At 71.9% G+C, this 16,942-nt stretch carries 20 protein-coding genes and 1 tRNA gene; 9 read left to right on the top strand and 12 right to left on the bottom strand.

What is annotated here, in order from left to right; translation table 11 throughout:
- Positions 1 to 409 precede the first annotated feature (409 nt).
- The 3 genes from JQX11_RS15245 to JQX11_RS15235 are packed head-to-tail and all read left to right on the top strand — an operon-like array spanning position 410 to position 2,844.
- Entirely contained in the window at positions 410 to 715 is a 306-nt protein-coding gene (locus JQX11_RS15245) for a hypothetical protein (RefSeq protein ID WP_204925603.1), read from the top strand.
- Positions 712 to 966: a flavin reductase gene (locus JQX11_RS15240; protein WP_307826193.1), complete on the top strand. Its 255-nt coding sequence runs from the start codon at positions 712 to 714 to the stop codon at positions 964 to 966. Before JQX11_RS15245 ends, JQX11_RS15240 begins: the two co-directional genes overlap by 4 nt.
- Positions 967 to 1,011: 45 nt before the next feature.
- A complete protein-coding gene (locus JQX11_RS15235; RefSeq protein WP_204925602.1) occupies positions 1,012 to 2,844 on the top strand; it encodes an NHL domain-containing thioredoxin family protein in 1,833 nt (610 codons plus the stop codon).
- A gap of 10 nt (positions 2,845 to 2,854) precedes the next feature.
- Here JQX11_RS15235 and JQX11_RS15230 read toward each other — a convergent pair whose 3' ends face one another.
- Genes JQX11_RS15230 through JQX11_RS15220 form a run of 3 tightly spaced genes read right to left on the bottom strand, consistent with a single transcriptional unit; the run spans position 2,855 to position 5,071 of the window.
- Positions 2,855 to 3,604 (bottom strand): LamB/YcsF family protein, encoded by a 750-nt coding sequence (locus JQX11_RS15230; protein WP_204925601.1) that lies wholly within the window; start codon positions 3,602 to 3,604, stop codon positions 2,855 to 2,857.
- Entirely contained in the window at positions 3,588 to 4,463 is an 876-nt protein-coding gene (locus tag JQX11_RS15225; RefSeq protein ID WP_204925600.1) for a 5-oxoprolinase subunit C family protein, read from the bottom strand. The genes JQX11_RS15230 and JQX11_RS15225 overlap by 17 nt, the downstream gene beginning before the upstream one ends.
- On the bottom strand, positions 4,460 to 5,071 hold the full coding sequence (locus tag JQX11_RS15220; RefSeq protein ID WP_204925599.1) for a 5-oxoprolinase subunit B family protein: 612 nt from the start codon (positions 5,069 to 5,071) through the stop codon (positions 4,460 to 4,462). Before JQX11_RS15220 ends, JQX11_RS15225 begins: the two co-directional genes overlap by 4 nt.
- 107 nt (positions 5,072 to 5,178) lie before the next feature.
- Here JQX11_RS15220 and trhA point away from each other — a divergent pair, with 107 nt between their 5' ends.
- On the top strand, positions 5,179 to 5,856 hold the full coding sequence (gene trhA, locus JQX11_RS15215; protein ID WP_204925598.1) for a PAQR family membrane homeostasis protein TrhA: 678 nt from the start codon (positions 5,179 to 5,181) through the stop codon (positions 5,854 to 5,856).
- 86 nt (positions 5,857 to 5,942) lie between these two features.
- Here trhA and JQX11_RS15210 read toward each other — a convergent pair whose 3' ends face one another.
- The gene (locus JQX11_RS15210; RefSeq protein ID WP_088645703.1) at positions 5,943 to 6,233 is read right to left on the bottom strand and encodes a DUF6458 family protein; all 291 of its coding nucleotides are present in this window, start codon (positions 6,231 to 6,233) and stop codon (positions 5,943 to 5,945) included.
- Between the two features lie 125 nt (positions 6,234 to 6,358).
- Here JQX11_RS15210 and JQX11_RS15205 point away from each other — a divergent pair, with 125 nt between their 5' ends.
- The gene (locus JQX11_RS15205; RefSeq protein WP_204925597.1) at positions 6,359 to 6,889 is read left to right on the top strand and encodes a SixA phosphatase family protein; all 531 of its coding nucleotides are present in this window, start codon (positions 6,359 to 6,361) and stop codon (positions 6,887 to 6,889) included.
- Between the two features lie 137 nt (positions 6,890 to 7,026).
- Here the strand turns inward: JQX11_RS15205 and JQX11_RS15200 are convergent, their stop codons facing one another.
- The 4 genes from JQX11_RS15200 to JQX11_RS15185 all read right to left on the bottom strand — a co-directional run bounded on the left by JQX11_RS15200 (position 7,027) and on the right by JQX11_RS15185 (position 11,356).
- Positions 7,027 to 7,296 (bottom strand): DUF6458 family protein, encoded by a 270-nt coding sequence (locus JQX11_RS15200; RefSeq protein WP_067300694.1) that lies wholly within the window; start codon positions 7,294 to 7,296, stop codon positions 7,027 to 7,029.
- Positions 7,297 to 7,496: 200 nt separating this feature from the next.
- Positions 7,497 to 9,353, bottom strand: a complete 1,857-nt coding sequence (locus JQX11_RS15195; protein ID WP_204925596.1) for an acyl-CoA dehydrogenase — start codon at positions 9,351 to 9,353, stop codon at positions 7,497 to 7,499.
- Positions 9,354 to 9,469: 116 nt separating this feature from the next.
- Complete coding sequence (locus JQX11_RS15190) at positions 9,470 to 10,597, bottom strand: PP2C family protein-serine/threonine phosphatase (protein ID WP_204925595.1); 1,128 nt, start codon at positions 10,595 to 10,597, stop codon at positions 9,470 to 9,472.
- Positions 10,598 to 10,684: 87 nt separating this feature from the next.
- A complete protein-coding gene (locus tag JQX11_RS15185) occupies positions 10,685 to 11,356 on the bottom strand; it encodes a septal ring lytic transglycosylase RlpA family protein (protein WP_232377860.1) in 672 nt (223 codons plus the stop codon).
- 157 nt (positions 11,357 to 11,513) lie between these two features.
- Between JQX11_RS15185 and JQX11_RS15180 the strand changes: the two genes are divergently transcribed.
- Positions 11,514 to 12,062, top strand: a complete 549-nt coding sequence (locus JQX11_RS15180; RefSeq protein ID WP_204925594.1) for a phosphoribosyltransferase family protein — start codon at positions 11,514 to 11,516, stop codon at positions 12,060 to 12,062.
- Positions 12,063 to 12,076: 14 nt separating this feature from the next.
- Here JQX11_RS15180 and JQX11_RS15175 read toward each other — a convergent pair whose 3' ends face one another.
- Positions 12,077 to 12,619 (bottom strand): alpha/beta hydrolase, encoded by a 543-nt coding sequence (locus JQX11_RS15175; RefSeq protein ID WP_204925593.1) that lies wholly within the window; start codon positions 12,617 to 12,619, stop codon positions 12,077 to 12,079.
- Positions 12,620 to 12,720: 101 nt separating this feature from the next.
- Here JQX11_RS15175 and JQX11_RS15170 point away from each other — a divergent pair, with 101 nt between their 5' ends.
- Positions 12,721 to 13,152 (top strand): ASCH domain-containing protein, encoded by a 432-nt coding sequence (locus JQX11_RS15170; protein WP_204925592.1) that lies wholly within the window; start codon positions 12,721 to 12,723, stop codon positions 13,150 to 13,152.
- A 25-nt stretch (positions 13,153 to 13,177) separates the two neighbouring features.
- Here JQX11_RS15170 and JQX11_RS15165 read toward each other — a convergent pair whose 3' ends face one another.
- Both JQX11_RS15165 and JQX11_RS15160 read right to left on the bottom strand, forming a co-directional pair.
- Complete coding sequence (locus tag JQX11_RS15165; RefSeq protein WP_204925591.1) at positions 13,178 to 14,059, bottom strand: LLM class flavin-dependent oxidoreductase; 882 nt, start codon at positions 14,057 to 14,059, stop codon at positions 13,178 to 13,180.
- Positions 14,060 to 14,124: 65 nt separating this feature from the next.
- Positions 14,125 to 14,388 carry a bacteriocin immunity protein gene (locus JQX11_RS15160; RefSeq protein ID WP_204925590.1) on the bottom strand — a complete coding sequence of 88 codons (264 nt, stop codon included), beginning with the start codon at positions 14,386 to 14,388 and terminating at the stop codon, positions 14,125 to 14,127.
- A 709-nt stretch (positions 14,389 to 15,097) separates the two neighbouring features.
- Between JQX11_RS15160 and JQX11_RS15155 the strand changes: the two genes are divergently transcribed.
- A complete protein-coding gene (locus tag JQX11_RS15155) occupies positions 15,098 to 15,445 on the top strand; it encodes a hypothetical protein (protein WP_204925589.1) in 348 nt (115 codons plus the stop codon).
- Between the two features lie 89 nt (positions 15,446 to 15,534).
- On the opposite strand, the gene JQX11_RS15150 is transcribed toward JQX11_RS15155, so the two are convergent.
- Positions 15,535 to 15,608, bottom strand: a tRNA-Gly gene (locus tag JQX11_RS15150).
- A gap of 233 nt (positions 15,609 to 15,841) precedes the next feature.
- Here JQX11_RS15150 and JQX11_RS15145 point away from each other — a divergent pair.
- Positions 15,842 to 16,876, top strand: coding sequence for a zinc metalloprotease (locus JQX11_RS15145; RefSeq protein WP_204925588.1), 1,035 nt, complete (start codon positions 15,842 to 15,844; stop codon positions 16,874 to 16,876).
- Positions 16,877 to 16,942 lie beyond the last annotated feature (66 nt).

Here is a 16,942-nt window from a genome sequence, read left to right as displayed (position 1 = left end):
ATACCCGACGGACTTACGTCAATCGGCCTCCAGCAGCGGTACCGCATCCTGTCAGTGGCTCTCCATGTTGGCCGATTTGCTTCCGAGACTAGGGCTTCGCCGACGAGAGTTCCACCAACGAAACCGCTGTTGACGCCCGCTGCGACGAAACGGTTTCGGCGGAGGGGCCACTGGCCTCCTCCCATTGACATCGGACAGAGGGGACCACCATGCCGACGGACGACAAGACGAAGCCCGCTCCGCAGCCCCAACCCCAACCAACCCCGCCGCCCCCACCACCACCGCCCGCGCCGCCGATCGTCCCCGGCCCGATCGGGCCGTTCATCCCGCCCTACCGGGGGCCGGGCCGGATGACGAACGTCGTCGTGCCGGGTCGCTGGACGGAGAGCCGGAACCGAGGGCCGGGGCGATGAGGGAACCGAGACTGAGGGGCGGCGACCTGGTCCACCTGACCCGTGAGGCAAGCCCGCAGTTCGTCAGGCCGATCACGGTACGGGTGATCCGCGAGCTGACCGACCGCCACACGTACGACGGCTGGACCTGGATCGAGGCGTACGAGCTGGGGCCGGACGGCCTGGCCCGACGACGGCGCGAGCTGTACGTCCGCCGCGCCGGGGTGCGTTGGCTCCCCTGTCCGCCTCCGGCCGCGACCCGGCCGCCCGCGCCACATGCAGCGACCAGGTCGGCAGCTCGCGACTCGGCGGTGCCGGCGTGACGCCGCTCGACGGGCTCGCCCACCGACCGCTGCGCCCGATCTGGCTGTGCCGCCTCGACGCGAACCCGTGGCCGTGCGGGGAGGCGAAACTCGTCCTGCTCGCCGCGTTCGCCGACGACCGGCCGGCTCTGCTGACCCTGCTGTCCAGGCTGCAACGGGAGGCGGAAGACCACCTGACCCAGCTCGACAGCGGCCGGTCCAACAACCTCACCGACCGTTTCCTGTCCTGGGCACAGCCACCCGACCACTGAGCCCTTCGTGCGACCCGTCGGCAGGCGGTGCGGCACGATGGGGGCATGAGCGCACGGGTACGGGCACCAGAGTTGCGTGGTCGGGGCTGGTTGAACACCGGTGGGCGGGAGCTGAGGCTCGCCGACCTGCGGGGAAAGATCATTCTGCTCGACTTCTGGACCTTCTGCTGCATCAACTGCCTGCACGTGCTCGACGAGTTGCGCCCGCTGGAGGAGAAGTACGCCGACGTGCTGGTCGTCGTCGGGGTGCACTCGCCGAAGTTCGAGCACGAGAAGGACCCGGCCGCGTTGGCCGCCGCCGTCGAGCGGTACGGCGTGCACCACCCGGTGCTCGACGACCCCGAGCTGGACATGTGGCAGCAGTACGCGGCGAAGGCGTGGCCCACCCTGGCGGTGGTCGACCCGGAGGGGTACGTGGTCGCCACGATGGCCGGCGAGGGCCACGCCGAGGGGCTGATCCGGCTGGTCGACGACCTGATCGCCGCCCACGAGGCCAAGGGCACCCTGCACCGGGGCGACGGGCCGTACGTGCCGCCGACGCCACCTGAGACGACGCTGCGCTTCCCCGGCAAGGCGGTGCTGCTCGACGGCGGCAACCTGCTGGTTTCCGACTCGGCCCGGCACAGCCTGGTGGAGCTGGCCCCGGACGGCGAGACGCTGATCCGGCGGATCGGTTCCGGTGAGCGGGGTCGGGTCGACGGGCCGGCCGCCTCGGCGGGCTTCGCCGAGCCGCAGGGGCTCTGCCTGCTGCCGGCGCACGTCGCCGAGGTCGCCGGCTACGACCTGCTGGTCGCCGACACCGTCAACCACCTGCTGCGCGGCGTACGCCTGGACACCGGCGAGGTGACCACGGTCGCCGGCACCGGCCGGCAGTGGCGCTCCACGGTCGACGACCACGCCCACGACGCGCTCTCCGTCGACCTTTCCTCCCCGTGGGACCTGGCCTGGTACGACGACAAGGTCATCGTGGCGATGGCCGGCATCCACCAGCTCTGGTGGTTCGACCCGGTCAAGCGGACCGCCGGCATGTGGGCGGGCACCACCGTCGAGGCGCTGCGTGACGGGCCGCTGCCCGAGGCGTGGCTGGCCCAGCCGTCCGGCCTGTCCGTCTCGGCCGACGGCGCGCGGCTGTGGGTGGCCGACAGCGAGACCAGCGCCATCCGGTACGTGCAGAACGGCGTGCTCGGTACCGCCGTCGGGCAGGGGCTGTTCGACTTCGGGCACGTGGACGGGCCGGCCGACCGGGCGTTGCTTCAGCATCCGCTGGGGGTGTGCGCGCTGCCCGACGGCTCGGTGCTGATCGCCGACACCTACAACGGCGCGGTTCGCCGCTTCGACCCGGCGACCGGCCTGGTCGCCACGGTGGCCGACGGGCTGGCCGAGCCGAGCGACCTGGTGCTCACCGCCGACGGCGGGGTGCTGGTGGTGGAGTCGGCCGCGCACCGGCTGACCCGGCTCGCCCCGGGCGCGTTGACCGCCGCCGGGGCGGACACGGTGAACGGTCCCCGGCACCGGCTGGAGCGCAAACCCACCGACGTCGCGGCCGGCGGGGTGACCCTGGAGGTGATCTTCACGCCGGCGCCGGGGCAGAAGCTGGACGAGACGTACGGGCCGTCGACCCGGCTGGTCGTCTCGGCCTCGCCGCCGGAGCTGCTGGTCGAGGGGGCGGGCACCGGCACCGAACTGTCCCGCCGGCTGGTGATCGACCCGGCCGTGCCGCAGGGGGTGCTCCAGGTGACCGCCCAGGCCGCCACCTGCGACGCCGACGTCGAACATGCCGCCTGCCACCTGACCCGCCAGGACTGGGGCGTCCCGGTGCGGGTCGTCGACGACGGCGCGACCCGGGTCCCGCTGGTCCTGCGTGGCCTGGACACCTGACCGCCAGCCGTCAGGCGAACGGGGTGGGGGTGACCCCGGCGTCGATCAGCGCGGCCCGCACGAGGGCGGCCGAGGCGACCGCGCCGGGGCTGTCCCCATGCAGGCAGATCGAGGCGACCGGGCACGGCACCACGGTCCCGTCGACCGCCACCACCGTCCGCTCGGTGGCCATCCGCACCGCCCGGACGGCCACCTCCTCCGGGTCGGTGACCAGCGCGCCCGGCGCGGTACGCGGCACCAGCGCCCCGGTGGGCAGGTAACCCCGGTCGGCGAAGCCCTCGGCGACCACCCGTAGTCCCGCGCCGACGGCGAGCTGGGCGAGGGTGGAGCCGGGCGCGCACAGGATCGGCAGCTCGTGGTCGTACCCGGTGACGGCGGCGACCACGGCGGCGGCCTGCACCTCGTCGGTGGCCGCCGCGTGGTAGAGCGCGCCGTGCGGCTTGAGGTAGCGGACCCGGGTCCGGTAGGGCCGGCAGAACGCGTCGAGTGCCCCGAGCTGGTAGGTGACGTCGTCGCGCAGCTCGTCGAAGCCGTACGCGATGTGCCGGCGGCCGAAACCGGCCAGATCCCGGTAGCCGACCTGCGCGCCGACGGTGACACCGCGTTCGGCGGCGGCGGCGCAGACCCGCCGCATGGTCGACGGGTCGCCGCCGTGGAAGCCGCACGCCACGTTGGCGGAGGTGACCAGGTCGAGCAGCGCCTCGTCGTCGCCGAGCCGCCAGATGCCGAATCCCTCGCCCAGGTCAGCGTTGAGGTCCATGGAACCTCACCGTAGTCCCCGGCCGGGCCTGCGCGAGCCCCGCCACGTCGTCCACCACCCCGATCACCGGGTAGCCGCCGGTGGTCGGATGGTCAGCCAGGAAGATCAACGGTTGGCCGTCGGCGGGCACCTGCACCGCCCCGAGCACCACGCCCTCGCTGGGCAGCTCCCCGGCCACCGCGCGGGGCAGCGCCGCGCCGACCAGTCGCGCACCGACCCGGTCACTGACCGGGCTCACCGTGTACGCCGTACCGAGCAGCAGCGCCATCGCCCCGACGGTGAACCAGTCGGCGCGTGGGCCGGGGCGCAGGGTCAGCCCCAGCTCGTCCGGCACCGGCCGGCCGACGGTGAAGTCCACCGGGGCGGGTGGGCCGCCCGGTCGGCCGAGCGGGAGCAGGTCGCCGTCGCGGACCGGGGGCGGGCCGAGGCCGGCGAGGGTGTCGGTGGACCGGCTGCCGAGCACCGGCGCGACGGCGATCCCGCCGTCGACCGCCAGCCAGTTGCGCAGCCCGCGCCGGGGCGTGCCGATCCGCAGCACCGCGCCCGCCGGCACCGCCAGTGGCCGGCCCACGTCACCGGGCCGACCGTCGACCCGGACGTCGACGTCGGCCCCGGTCACCGCCACCGTGCCGGCCCGGGTCAGCCGCAGCTCGCACCTGCCGAGGGTCAGCTCCAGGCCGGCGGCGTCCGCCGGGTTGCCGACCAGTCGGTTCGCCAGTGCCAGCGCCGCCGGGTCGAGCGCCCCCGACCGGGGTACGCCGAGATGCGCCCACCCGGGCCGTCCCAGGTCCTGCACGGTGGTACGCGGCCCCGCCCGCCGTACCTCGACCGCGCCTGCGGTGTCCTGCGCTGCGGTCATCCGGTCACCAGCCGGACCCGGGTGCCCGGGGTGAGGGTGGCGGGCGGGTCGGCGGACACGTCGAACAGGGTCAGCGTGGTCCGCCCCACCAGCAGCCAACCGCCCGGCGACGCGCTCGGGTAGATCCCCGCGTATGGCCCGGCCAGGGCCACCGAGCCGGCCGGCACCCGGGGGCGCGGGGTGGGCAGTCGGGGCACCGCGTACCGCGGGGGCAGCCCGGTCAGGTAGGCGAAGCCGGGGGCGAACCCGCAGAACGCCACCCGGAACTCGGTGTTCGCCAGGCGGTGCACCACCTCGGGTACGGTCACCCGCCAGTGTGCGGCGACCCGGGGCAGGTCCTCCCCGTCGTACACGGTGGGCACCTCGACGGTGGTGACGTCGGCGGCGACGGTGGCCGGGCCGGGGGTCCAGCGGGCGATCCGGGCGGCCGTCGACCCCGGGTCGGGCACCCCGTCGAGCAGGACGGTGCCGGCGGCCGGGACGATCTCGGCTGCGCTCAGCTCACCGGCCTCCCGGCGTCGCCACAGCTCGGCCCGCCACTGTTCCACCTGGGCGGGGTCGTCGCAGTCGAGCAAAAGGGCGTGCCGGCCCACGGGTCGGATCCGCATTGCGCCATACTCTCTGATCGATGCGCCGTCCAGGGTAGGTCGACCCGACCGGTGTGGTGACCTGTCGCACTACCTAGAAGTAACCTACGGTGCCGTAACCTGTTTACGTGACCACCTCCGCACCGCTTCGACTCAAGCCTGTCGACATCGGTAAGCCCCGGATGCGCGGCTGGCTGCACACCTACGCGTTCTTCGTCGCGCTCGTCTGCGGCATCGTCCTCAGCGCCGTCGCGGCCACCCGGCCCGGCTGGACACCCCTGGTCAGCTGCCTGATCTACAGCGTGACAGTCTGCGGTCTGTTCGGCACCAGCGCCCTCTACCACCGCCGGGTGTGGTCGGAGCGCGGCTACCAGGTCATGCGCCGGATGGACCACTCGATGATCTTCGTGTTCATCGCCGGGACGTACACCCCGCTCTGCGTCCTGCTGCTCGACCGGTCGACGGCCGTCCTGATGCTCGGCCTGGTCTGGGGCGGGGCGTTGGCGGGTGTCGCCGTCAAGCTGATCTGGCCGCACGCCCCGCGCTGGGTCTCCGCGCCGCTCTACCTGGCCCTCGGCTGGGTGTCGGTGGCGATCCTCCCGCAGATCCTGCGCCAGGGCGGGGTCACCGTGCTGGTGCTGCTCGCCGTCGGCGGGGCGATCTACAGCATCGGTGCCGTCTTCTACGCGCTGCGCCGGCCGAACCCGTGGCCCACCGTCTTCGGCCACCACGAGTTCTTCCACGCCTGCACCCTGATCGCCGCCCTCTGTCACCACATCGCGATCTACTTCGCCCTCTTCGCCTGACCCCACCTGATCTCAAGAAAGAACCGCAGACAGTTCGAGGGCCCCGCGCCGTTGCGGGGCCCTCGAGTTCGTGGGGTGCGGGACGGTCAGACCGGGTAACCCGAGCCGCGCGTCTCGCGGTACTCCTCGCGCACCACCTGGCCGCCCTGCACCGGCACGACCCGGTCGGCGACGACCTGGTCCTGCCGCACCGCGGTGGTGACGACGGCCCGGCGGCGGCTGTTCCAGAAGTAGAGGGTGGTCAGCAGCCCGACGACGCCGGCGAGCATCAGCACCCAGCCGACCACGTCGAGGTTGAGCCATCCCAGATTGGCGTCGACGGCGAACGCGAAGATCGCGCCCACCGCGATGAGGAAGATGCTGGCACCGATGCCCATGACGTCGCCTCCTTGGCTGTCAGCTGGCGTTACCCACCCGCCACGGCCATCGAGGGCATCGATGAGCGAGTGGCATCCATCGACTTACCCAGGCGACACCCGCGCCAATCAGGCAAGCTGGGGGAATGACGGACGGCGAGGCCGAGACACGGACACTGGTGCTGCTCCGGCACGCCAAGGCCGAACAGCCCACGACCGGCCCCGACGTGGAGCGCAGGCTCACCGCACGCGGTCACGCCGACGCCGCCGCCGCCGGGGCGTGGCTGGCCCGGCAGGGTCTGCTCCCCGACGTGGTGATCTGTTCGGCGGCCCGGCGCACCAGGCAGACCTGGCACGACGTGGCGCTGGGCATGACCGGGTCCGAGGGTGGCCCGGCGGGGACGGCTCCGGTGGTGCGGTACGCCGCCGCCGCGTACGAGGCACACCCGGACGACCTGCTCAACCTGGTGCGGACGGTCGAACCGGAGGCCGGCACGGTGCTGCTCGTCGCGCACAATCCGGGCGTCTCGCTGCTCTCGGCGCTGCTCGACCCGGAACGGGCCGACCGGGAGGGGCTACGGACCAGCGACCTGGTGGTGCACCGCACCGGGAAGCCGTGGACAGAGCTGACCCCCGGCGGCGCCCCGATCGTCGACCGGCACACCGCCCGCGGCTGACCCTCTCGGGCCGCCGCACCGGTCGGGGCCGGGCGCGGGCAGCGGGCCGGGCGCGGGCACCGGCGGCGGGCCCGGCCGGTGACGGACAGCGGACCCACAACCCGGCCACGGGCAGCGGCAGCGGACCAGCCGCGCGGTCAGGACGGGGGCGCGGTGGGCGGCGGCGGGTCGGGCGGCGGCGGCATCATCGCGGTCGGGTGGGAGAGCCGGTTCTCCTCGACGATGAGCGTGCGGGCGCGCTTGCGCCGGTCCTGCCAGAACCACAGCGTGGTGAGCAGTACGGCCAGCCCGGCCAGGATGAACACCCAGCCGACCGCGCGCAGGTCGATCCACCAGACGTTGGCCCGGATGGCGAACGTCATGATCGCGCCGAGCGCGATGAGAAAGATGCCGCTACCAATACCCATGTGCGCTGCACTCCCCGTGCGGTGGCCGTTGGGCGTGCCCTGACGACGTGGTCCGCGCGGCTTACCCGCCCAGCCTCCCGGCTATCGGGATCGGGGCGGGCAATCTGGGGGGCGGCAGGTGGGACGGGGCCGATGCTGCGGTATCCAGGCGTTCGGATACCGCAACATCGGCCCCGTTGCGAACTATCGACCGGCCGGGATCAGAACGCCTCCTCCGGGAGGTCCATGATGTCCAGGTCGGCACCCTCGATGATCCGGCGGTCCGCGCCGATGCGGGGGAGCACCTCGCGGGCGAAGAACCGGGCGGCGGCCACCTTGCCGGTGTAGAACGCCCGGTCGGTGGCGGAGACCTCGCCGGCCAGCGCCTTGAGCGCCACGTCGGCCTGCTTCTGGAGCAGCCAGCCGACCACCAGGTCGCCGAGGGCGAGCAGGAAGCGGCGGCTGCTCAGACCGACCTTGTAGAGGCTGCGGGTGTCGCCGCCCTGGGCCTCGCCGAGCCAGCCGGTCAGCACGCCGAGGATGTTCTGGATCTCGGCGAGCGCCCGGCCGAGCGCCAGCCGCTCCTCCTTGAGCTGCCCGTTTCCGGCCTCGGTGGTGATGAACTCCTGGATCTCTCCGGCGACGGCGGTGAGCGCCCGGCCGTTGTCCCGGACGATCTTCCGGAAGATCAGGTCGAGGCTCTGGATCGCGGTGGTGCCCTCGTACAGGGTGTCGATCTTGGCGTCCCGGACGTACTGCTCCAGGGGGTAGTCCTGGAGGAAGCCCGAGCCGCCGTAGGTCTGCAGCGCCTCGTGGCCGAGCAGCTCGTACGCCCGCTCCGAGCCGACGCCCTTGACCAGCGGCAGGAGCAGGTCGTTGACCCGCTTGGCCAGCTTGGTGGCCGCCTCGTCACCGGCCGCCTCGGCGACCGCGACCCGGTCCTGCCAGGTGGCGGTGTAGCAGACCAGCGCGCGCAGGCCCTCGGCGTACGACTTCTGCATCAGCAGCGAACGGCGCACGTCCGGGTGGTGGGTGATGGTGACCCGGGGCGCGGCCTTGTCGGCCTGCTGGATCAGGTCGGCGCCCTGCACCCGGTTCTTCGCGTACTCCAGGGCGTTGAGGTAGCCGGTGGACAGGGTGGCGATCGCCTTGGTGCCGACCATCATCCGGGCGTACTCAATGATCATGAACATCTGCCGGATGCCGTCGTGCTTGTCGCCCAGCAGCCAGCCCTTGGCCGGTACGCCGTGCTCGCCGAAGGTCACCTCGCAGGTGTTGGAGACCTTGATGCCCATCTTGTGCTCGACGTTGGTGGCGAAAACGCCGTTGCGCTCGCCCAGCTCACCGGTCTCGGCGTCGAAGTGGAACTTCGGGACGACGAACAGCGACAGACCCTTGGTGCCCGGCCCGCCGACGCCCTCCACACCGACCGGACGGGCCAGCACGTAGTGCACGATGTTGTCGCTCAGGTCGTGCTCACCGGAGGTGATGAACCGCTTCACGCCCTCGATGTGCCAGGAGCCGTCCGGCTGCTGGACGGCGCGGGTGCGCCCCGCGCCGACGTCCGAGCCGGCGTCCGGCTCGGTCAGCACCATCGTGGAGCCCCACTGCTTGTCGATGAAGAGCTTGGCCCACTTCTGCTGCTCCTCGGTGCCCTCGACGTGCAGCACGTGCGCGAAGGACGGGCCGGAGGCGTACATCCAGACCGGGGCGTTGGCACCGAGCACGAGTTCGGCGAGCGACCACCAGAGCGCACGCGGGGCGCTGCTGCCGCCCAGGGACTCGGGGAGGTCCAGCCGCCAGAACTCGGAGTCCATGAACGCCTGGTACGACTTCTTGAACGACTCCGGCAGCGGCGCGGTGTGCGTGGCGGGGTCGAAGACCGGCGGGTTGCGGTCGCTGTCGGTGTAGCTGGCCGCAAGGTCCTCGCGGGCCAGGCGGTCGACCTCCGAGAGGAAGCTGCGGGCGGTGTCGACGTCCAGGTCCGTGTACGGCGCCTGGCCGAACGTCTGGTCCGCCCCGAAGACCTCGAACAGGTTGAACTCAAGGTCCCGAAGGTTGCTCTTGTAGTGGGTCATGTTCGCTGGCCCCGCTTCCGGACAGGTGTTACCGATCAGTAACCCCCACTGTATTACTCACGGGTAGGCAGCGACAACCCGGTCACGGAAGTGACGGCGATTACACACCCGGCGGTTCAGCTCTCGGCCGCGCCGACCTCCCACGAGGGCACCGCCACCGTCACCCCGCTGCGCGGGCCGGTGTACTCCATCAGGACCAGGGCGATGTCGTCGTCGAGCCGGCCGTGCACCCACTCGACCAGCGCGGTCTCCAGGGAGGCCAGGCCGTCGCCGACCGTGCCGTGGCCGAGCAGCCGCCAGGCCCGGTCGGCGGTCGGGAAGAACTCGCCGTCGCGGCGCGCCTCGCCGAGGCCGTCGGTGAACAGCAACAGCCGGTCCCCCGGCTCCAGCCGCTCGACCCGGGGCCGGACCACCGGCATGAACCCCAGCGGCGGGGCGGGGGCGGGCGGCTCCAGCGGGATCACCGAGCCCCGGCGCAGCAGCAACGGCGCCGGGTGGCCGCAGTTGACGATGGTGAGCGTCCCGCCGCGCTCCTCGACCACGGCCGCGGTGACGAAGTCCTCGTCCCCCACGTTGCGGGCCACCGCCCGGTCCAGGTCGGCCACCACCGCCCGCAGGTCGGGCCGCTCGTACGCGACGTGCCGGTAGGAGCCGAGCACGATGCTGGCGAGCCGGACCGCGTCCAGCCCCTTGCCCCGCACGTCTCCGATGATCATGCGAACGCCGTACGGGGTGTCGATCGCCTCGTACAGGTCGCCGCCGATCTCGGCGGTGGCCGTGGGGGAGATGTACCGGGCCGCCACCGCCAGGGTGCCCACCTGCGGGCCGAGCGGACGCAGCACGGCCTGCTGGGCCACCGAGGCCAACCTGGACAACTCGCCGATCCGCTCCACCTGCCCCTGCCGGACCGCCGCCACGCTCGCCGCCACCACCGTGGCGACGGCGATCCCGACCAGGGACACCGCCGTGGGTAGCTCCATCGCCGGATCGGCCACCGCGAAACCGGCCCCGACCAGCAGCGCGAGGAAACCCACCCCGGCCACCGCACGCCACGAGGCGAAGCCGGCGGCCAGGATCGGCGCCACCGTCATCAGCGCGACGTAGTGCACCGCGCGGCCGTCGGCCGACTCGATCGCCGAGACGAGCGCGAGCAGCCCGACGGCCGCGCCGACGCCGGCGCGGGACCCGGGACTCAGTGGGCCTCGGCCCAACTGGAAGGCATGTTTACGTACGTGGGACAGCATGCCTGATGGAACCGGACGGGAGAATGAACCTAGCCCCACGATTGAGGGTGTTCTACCCACCCGTCCCGCTGCTGCCACCGTTCGCCGTCAGCCCAGCACCTCATACCTGACGGTCAGCGCACCCACGTCGACCGAGGCGATGGTGGCGAAGGCGGCCCGGGAGAGGTCGATGCAACGCCCGTCGATGAACGGGCCACGGTCGTTGATCCGTACGGTGACGGACTTGCCGTTGGCCGGGTTGGTCACCCGGACCTTGGTGTTGAACGGCAGGGTCTTGTGGGCGGCGGTCAACGCGCTCGGGTCGAAGTTCTCCCCGTTGGCGGTCAACTGACCTTCGTCGTAGAAGGATGCGCCGCAGGAGCCGCTGTCGACGACGGTGCTCTTCGGGGCCGCCTTCTTGGTGGTGGCGGACGGCTTGGGCGCGGGGGTGCGCGGCTTGCTCCGGGAGGCGGCCTGGGTGCGGGTGGCCTTCGGGCTGGCGGTGACCGTGGGCGACGGGCTGGCGCTCGGGGAGGCGGTGGCGCTCGCCGACGGGCTCGGGGTAGGCGCGTCGGTGGTGGCGACGGCGCCGGGGGCGAACGTGTCCACGACCACGGGGGCCGGCGCGTCGTCGGCGGTCAACTGCACCGCGCCGACGGTGCCGCCGACGGCGAGCGCGACACCGATCGCGGCGGTCGCGGCGATGCCGGCGGGCGAGGAGAAGATCCGGGTACGGGTATGCCTGCCGACCACCGGCTCGGTCCTTTCGTATGCCTGCATGACGGCTCGGACCGTAACGACAGAAGCACTTCCGAAGTCAACGTGATCATGGTGGTATGCCCGGAATTACAGTGATACGTGTGACCGATCAGTCGAGGACCGCTGGGCCGCACGGGCCAGAATGCCACCGTTGGCATTCAGCACCGAGGATGTGGGCATGACCGTCGCACTGCGTGACCGCCTGGCCGAGCTGTTCACCTGGGTCGATCCGGGACCCGGCAGCAGCCACCTGGTCAGCGACGTCTCCCGCTGGTGGCGGGACCCGCAGGTGCTGGCCGGGCTCGGTCCGGCCCTGGTCGCGCCGTTCCGCACCGGTCGGCCCACCGTCGTCGTCGCCCCCGCGGTGACCGGGCTGATGCTCGGGCCGCTCGCCGCGACCGCGCTGGGCGTCGGCTTCGTCCCGGCCCACAAGCCCGGCGACGGACGCCTCCCCGCCGGCCCGCTGACCTGGGCCCAGAGTCCCCCCGACTTCCGGGGCCGGCAGGTCGACCTCGCGGTACGCGACGATCGGCTCGGCGCGGACGACCGGGTGCTCATGGTCGACGACTGGGTCGCCACCGGCGCCCAGGTGCGGGCCGTACGGGACCTGTGCGCCGCCCGGGGCGCGCACTGGGTGGGCGTCGCCGCCGTGGTCGTCGACCTGCCCGACCCGGTCGCCGCCGAACTGGGCGCACACGGGCTGCTCACCCCCGCCGACCTGCCCTGACCCACGCTCCGGCGTCAGCCCGGCCAGGTGAGCCGGACGAACTCCTCGACCGCCGTGCAGACCTGCCCGAGCACCTCGGCCGAGCGGGCCAGCGGGCCGGGCACCAGCAGTCCGTGGTCGGCGTCCGGCACCTCCAGCACGTGCGGGGTGAGCCGCCGCGCCACCGCGCCGTCCCACGCCCCGTCGGCCGTACCGCCGACCAGCAGGAACGGCGCGGACGACCGGTCCAGCGCCGCCACCACCTCGGGCCGGTGCAGCAGCGGCGTCAACCAGATCGCGGCCAGCCCCCGGTCGGCGGCGAGTGGGGCGGCCAGGGTGCCGAGCGACTTGGCAACCAGCAGATCAGTCGGTGTCCCGAGCGTCGGGGCGACCTGCCCGGCGACCCAGTCCATCGCCACCGACGGGGGCGCGCCGTCCATCCCGATCCCCTCCGGCGGCTGCCAGCCGATCTCGTGGACGTCGAAGCCCGCCCTGCGCAGGCCCTCACCCGGGTAGGCGAACAGCGGGTAGTGGGTGTCGTAGCCCCGTCCGGGGACGAGTACCGCGCGTCGGTCCATGGTTCCTCCCGTCGTCGGACCCACCGTAGCGACGGCGGAGCCGACCGTGGGGGCGTCGAAACCGGGCGACGGGCGAACGGCGCGGCGGTAGCCTCGGCCGCATGTGGCCACGGATCGGCGGACTCCGCACGCTCGCCCTCGGCACCCCCGGCGAGCTGCGCACCACGCTCAACACGCTGGTACTGGCCGGGGTGAAGACGGCCACCGCCGGCCTGCTCACCGAGTACGCCGACGAGACCGAGGAGTTGGAGCACGTCGGCGAACGGCTGGTCCTGGTCGACGACCGGGACGCCCTCGTCGGGGTGGTCGAGGTGACCGGGATCGAGGTCGTCCCCTTCGCCGGGGTCTCCTGGGACTTCGCCCGCTCCGAGGGGGAGGGGGACCGGTCCATCGAGGACTGGCGGGCGGGGCACGCCGGCTACTGGGCGCGGGTCGGCACCCCGGTCACCGACGACACCGAGATCGTCTGTATCCGGTTCCGGCTGGTCTCGGCCGGCGACGGCGGGACGCCCACCGGCGACCTCGGCACCTGAACAGCCCCCGGGGACGGCACCCCGGTCAGGCCGTCCGCAGCTCCGGCAGCAGCCGGGTGGCGACGTCGGCCAGGACCGCCTCGTCGCCCGCGTACCAGCTGCTGGCCCGGGGCCAGTGGGTGATCACGTCGGTGAAGCCGAGCGCCGCCGCCCGCGCCACCTGCTCGGCGAAGAAGTCGGCGCTGCGCAGTGAGAAGACCGGTGCCGAGTCCAGGGAGAGGTAGCGGGGCAGGCCCGCCGGGTCGCGGCCGACCTCGCCGAGGGTACGGTCCATCCGGGCGCAGAGCGTCGCCACCCCGTCCCACCAGGCCGTCAGCTCCTCCTCACCGGTTCCGGTGGTGACCCAGCCCTGACCGAACCGGACGGCCAACCGCATCGACCGGGGACCGTTGGCGGCCATCACGAACGGCACCCGGGGTTGTTGCACGCAGCCCGGGTTGTTGCGGGCGTCCACCGCGCTGAACCAGTCTCCCCGCCAGGTGGTGCCGTCCTCCCGCAGGATCAGGTCCAGCAGTTCGGTGAACTCGCCGAAACGGTCCACCCTCGGCCGGGGCGGCAGCGTCTCCCCGCCCAGCACCGCCGAGTCGAAGCCGATGCCACCCGCGCCGAGGCCCAGCAGCAGCCGCCCAGCGGAGATGTCGTCGAGGGTGGTGACCTGCCGGGCGAACGCCGCCGGATGCCGGAAGTTGGGCGAGGCGACCAGGGTGCCCAGCCGGACCCGTTCGGTGACCATGGCGGCGGCGGTGAGCGTCGACATCGAGTCGAACCAGGGACCGTCGACCAGGTCCCGCCAACCCAGGTGGTCGTACGTCCAGGCGTGGTCGAAGCCCCACTCGTCCACCTGCTGCCAGCGCCGACGCGCCTCCAGCCAGCGCTGGTCGGGAAGGATCACGATGCCAATCCGCATGATCGCCAGCGTACGTCCCGCCCCGCCCCCGCCCTTCCCGCGCCGGGTGCCCGCGCGCACGTGGGTCAGGCAGGTCGGGTCTGCTCCTCGGTCTCCGACCACGGGACCGCCTGCATCGCGATCGGCCGGTAGGCCAGCGCGCGGTCGACGACCTCGGTGGCCGTCAACTCCGGGGTGGTCGTGAAGATCAGATCGGAGACGTCCGGACAGACGAGGTCGCGTTCGAGTCTGTCCAGCCAGTCGTTCAGCTCGCCGTCGTCGGCATAGTCGAGCCGCATGATCCGCTCGACGAGGGCTACGGCCTCGTCCCGGGTCAGCTTCGCCGGCACGGCGACCTCCTCGGAGCAGGGTCGATGGCACCCCACATGATCCTCGACGGGGAAGTGTCGAGGTTTCCGCCCCAGGCTGTCGTCCGGGTCGGCCCGGGAGTGCGCGGGTCGGGTGGTCCTGGCGCGTCCTTTCGAGCTGATGTCGTCAACGAATCAGGCACGGTGAGTGGGGCGTGACAGGTGGCCCGGCGGATGGCAGGCGACGAACGACGTGCTCTGCTGACGTCGACACCGCTTCGGCCGTCGGTGTGAATCGTTCACGTCATCAGGTCTAAAGGACCCGCACGTGTGTGTCCGCTCCCCCCGCAATACTGGCCCCGACGGCTTCAGGCCGCCGGGGTCACCGCCTGGGTAGCGTCAGCCCTGACAACTCGCCGGCCGGAGCCACTTCACGCAGGTGTTCAGTTCCGGTGCGGTGTGGGGGTGCGATACCGCTCCGCCGGATCACGAGCCCTGGTGAAGGTCGGTCGGGCATGTCATCATTCAGTGAGCGAAACGTGACTCGATATGGGGTTCCCTCGTCAGTGCCCGACCACCGGGCCTGAAGCGAGGGCGCTCGATATCGGCGCCACGTAGCGCTGACGAAAAAGGGCCAGAGGAGCGAAGGGAGACGTAGCCGCGACCTCAGGGTCGCACGCGGTACGCCGGGCACCTGCCCCTGCGTCCCGCATGCCCGCTCGTCAGTACAGCTACGTAAAGGATCAACGCCTTGAACTCGGAGACGATCCACGCCTTTGGCGTGCTTTTGCTCCTACTCGCCGGGATCATCTTCCTTTCGTTCGTCGCCTGGCTCACCTTCTGCTACGCGATCGCCCGACTGCCCAACGGAGAGGTGCTCGTTCGGCAAGCCCCGAAGGTCATCGAGGCATTCGACATCAGGAGCTGGGGAGATGTGCTGCTGCCCTGGCGGATCATCACGCGCGGCCTTCACGGGATCGCCGTGTCGGCAGCCAGAGACCCCGGTGGGGTGAGTGGCGAACCGCAGAGCCAGCAGACGAAAGTGGCTACCGGCCCCGCCGAACAGGGGCCGTCGCCACCACCGCCGACCGGCCCGTAATCGCCTGCCATCGGCACGGTGCGCCCTGGTTGGCCGCTAAACATCGAAGGCCCTGACTCGGATTCGCATCCTGGTCAGGGCCTTCGTGATGGAGCGGGTGACGGGAATCGAACCCGCACTGTCAGCTTGGGAAGCTGATGTTCTGCCATTGAACTACACCCGCAAGCGGCACCACTGTACCTGAGGTGACCACACCCGCGCACCCGGGCACCCCCGCGCGTCGTCGACACCGGTCGTGACCATCAGAACACGAAGGGTGCAAAAGAAACGGTCAGATGTTTCACACAAGCGGTTTGGGGACGTTCTCAAACGTGTCGATCAGTTGTAACGTCACCCCCACGTTCACGACCTCGGTGCGACATACCCCCTGTCGCGCCGCCAGAAAGAGGTGGGCCCATGGGACTGCGTCCCAACCTGCTGACCCGGCGTGCCGCCGGTGTCGCGTCGACGACCTTCGCGCTGCTGTTGAGCACCGCTGCGGTGGGCGTCGTACCTGCGGCTTCCGCGTACTCCGCAGCTCCCGACAACACGTCCTGTGCGGAGCCGGCCGACGCCCACGCTGACGTCCACTCCGACGCCCGCGTCCGTGGCGGCAGCAAGGCCGCCCACAAGCGGCACGACCCGAACGAGCTGACCACCAAGCAGGTCCAGGATCGGGAGGCGGAGTTCGCCGCCGCCCTGCGCAACGCGAAGCTGCGGTCGAAGTCCAGCTACCGCACCGGATCGACCGAGGGCACGACGGTGGCGCTGGCCGGGATCAACGTCCCGGTCGTCGTGCACGTCATCCAGCGGGACAGCACCCGGGCCGGGGGCAACATCCCCGACTCGATGATCAACTCGCAGATCAGCGTGCTCAACCAGGCGTACAGCGGTGCGACCGGTGGGGCCGCCACGGGTTTCACCTTCCAGCTCCAGAAGATCAACCGGGTCACCAACGCCTCGTGGTACCCGATCGTGCAGGGCTCCTCGGCCGAGCGGGCGATGAAGACCTCGCTGCGCACCGGCGGCAAGAACACCCTCAACATGTACCTGGGTGAGCTGAGCGACGACCTGCTCGGCTGGGCGACCTTCCCCAAGCGCACCCTGGACGTGATGGACGGCGTCGTGGTGCTCGGCGAGTCGCTGCCGAACGGCACCGCCACCAACTACAACCTGGGCGACACCGGCACCCACGAGGTCGGCCACTGGCTGAACCTCTACCACACCTTCCAGGGTGGCTGCTCGGGGTCGGGCGACGGCGTCTCGGACACCCCGGCCGAGCGTGAGCCGGCCTACCAGTGCCCGACCGGTCGGGACACCTGCACCGCGACCGGCAAGGACCCGATCACCAACTTCATGGACTACACCTACGACTCGTGCATGTACCAGTTCACCGCTGGGCAGGCGAGCCGCATGGTGAACGCCTGGAGCGCGTACCGCGCGTCGGCCTGACCCGGCTGGCACGGCACAGCGTCAGGTGCCGGCTCCGTCCCTTGGGGACGGGGCCGGCACCGTCGT

The organism is Micromonospora humida (assembly GCF_016901255.1).
GTDB lineage: Bacteria > Actinomycetota > Actinomycetes > Mycobacteriales > Micromonosporaceae > Micromonospora > Micromonospora wenchangensis.
This window is presented reverse-complemented; position numbering and strand designations above follow the sequence as displayed.

Coding starts and splice junctions, on each gene's coding strand:
- JQX11_RS15245 (WP_204925603.1), top strand. CDS start 410: ATGAGGGAACCGAGACTGAGGGGCGGCGACCTGGTCCACCTGACCCGT.
- JQX11_RS15235 (WP_204925602.1), top strand. CDS start 1,012: ATGAGCGCACGGGTACGGGCACCAGAGTTGCGTGGTCGGGGCTGGTTG.
- JQX11_RS15230 (WP_204925601.1), bottom strand. CDS start 3,604: ATGGACCTCAACGCTGACCTGGGCGAGGGATTCGGCATCTGGCGGCTC.
- JQX11_RS15225 (WP_204925600.1), bottom strand. CDS start 4,463: ATGACCGCAGCGCAGGACACCGCAGGCGCGGTCGAGGTACGGCGGGCG.
- JQX11_RS15220 (WP_204925599.1), bottom strand. CDS start 5,071: ATGCGGATCCGACCCGTGGGCCGGCACGCCCTTTTGCTCGACTGCGAC.
- JQX11_RS15210 (WP_088645703.1), bottom strand. CDS start 6,233: ATGGGCATCGGTGCCAGCATCTTCCTCATCGCGGTGGGCGCGATCTTC.
- JQX11_RS15205 (WP_204925597.1), top strand. CDS start 6,359: ATGACGGACGGCGAGGCCGAGACACGGACACTGGTGCTGCTCCGGCAC.
- JQX11_RS15200 (WP_067300694.1), bottom strand. CDS start 7,296: ATGGGTATTGGTAGCGGCATCTTTCTCATCGCGCTCGGCGCGATCATG.
- JQX11_RS15195 (WP_204925596.1), bottom strand. CDS start 9,353: ATGACCCACTACAAGAGCAACCTTCGGGACCTTGAGTTCAACCTGTTC.
- JQX11_RS15190 (WP_204925595.1), bottom strand. CDS start 10,597: ATGCTGTCCCACGTACGTAAACATGCCTTCCAGTTGGGCCGAGGCCCA.
- JQX11_RS15185 (WP_232377860.1), bottom strand. CDS start 11,356: ATGCAGGCATACGAAAGGACCGAGCCGGTGGTCGGCAGGCATACCCGT.
- JQX11_RS15180 (WP_204925594.1), top strand. CDS start 11,514: ATGACCGTCGCACTGCGTGACCGCCTGGCCGAGCTGTTCACCTGGGTC.
- JQX11_RS15175 (WP_204925593.1), bottom strand. CDS start 12,619: ATGGACCGACGCGCGGTACTCGTCCCCGGACGGGGCTACGACACCCAC.
- JQX11_RS15170 (WP_204925592.1), top strand. CDS start 12,721: ATGTGGCCACGGATCGGCGGACTCCGCACGCTCGCCCTCGGCACCCCC.
- JQX11_RS15165 (WP_204925591.1), bottom strand. CDS start 14,059: ATGCGGATTGGCATCGTGATCCTTCCCGACCAGCGCTGGCTGGAGGCG.
- JQX11_RS15145 (WP_204925588.1), top strand. CDS start 15,842: ATGGGACTGCGTCCCAACCTGCTGACCCGGCGTGCCGCCGGTGTCGCG.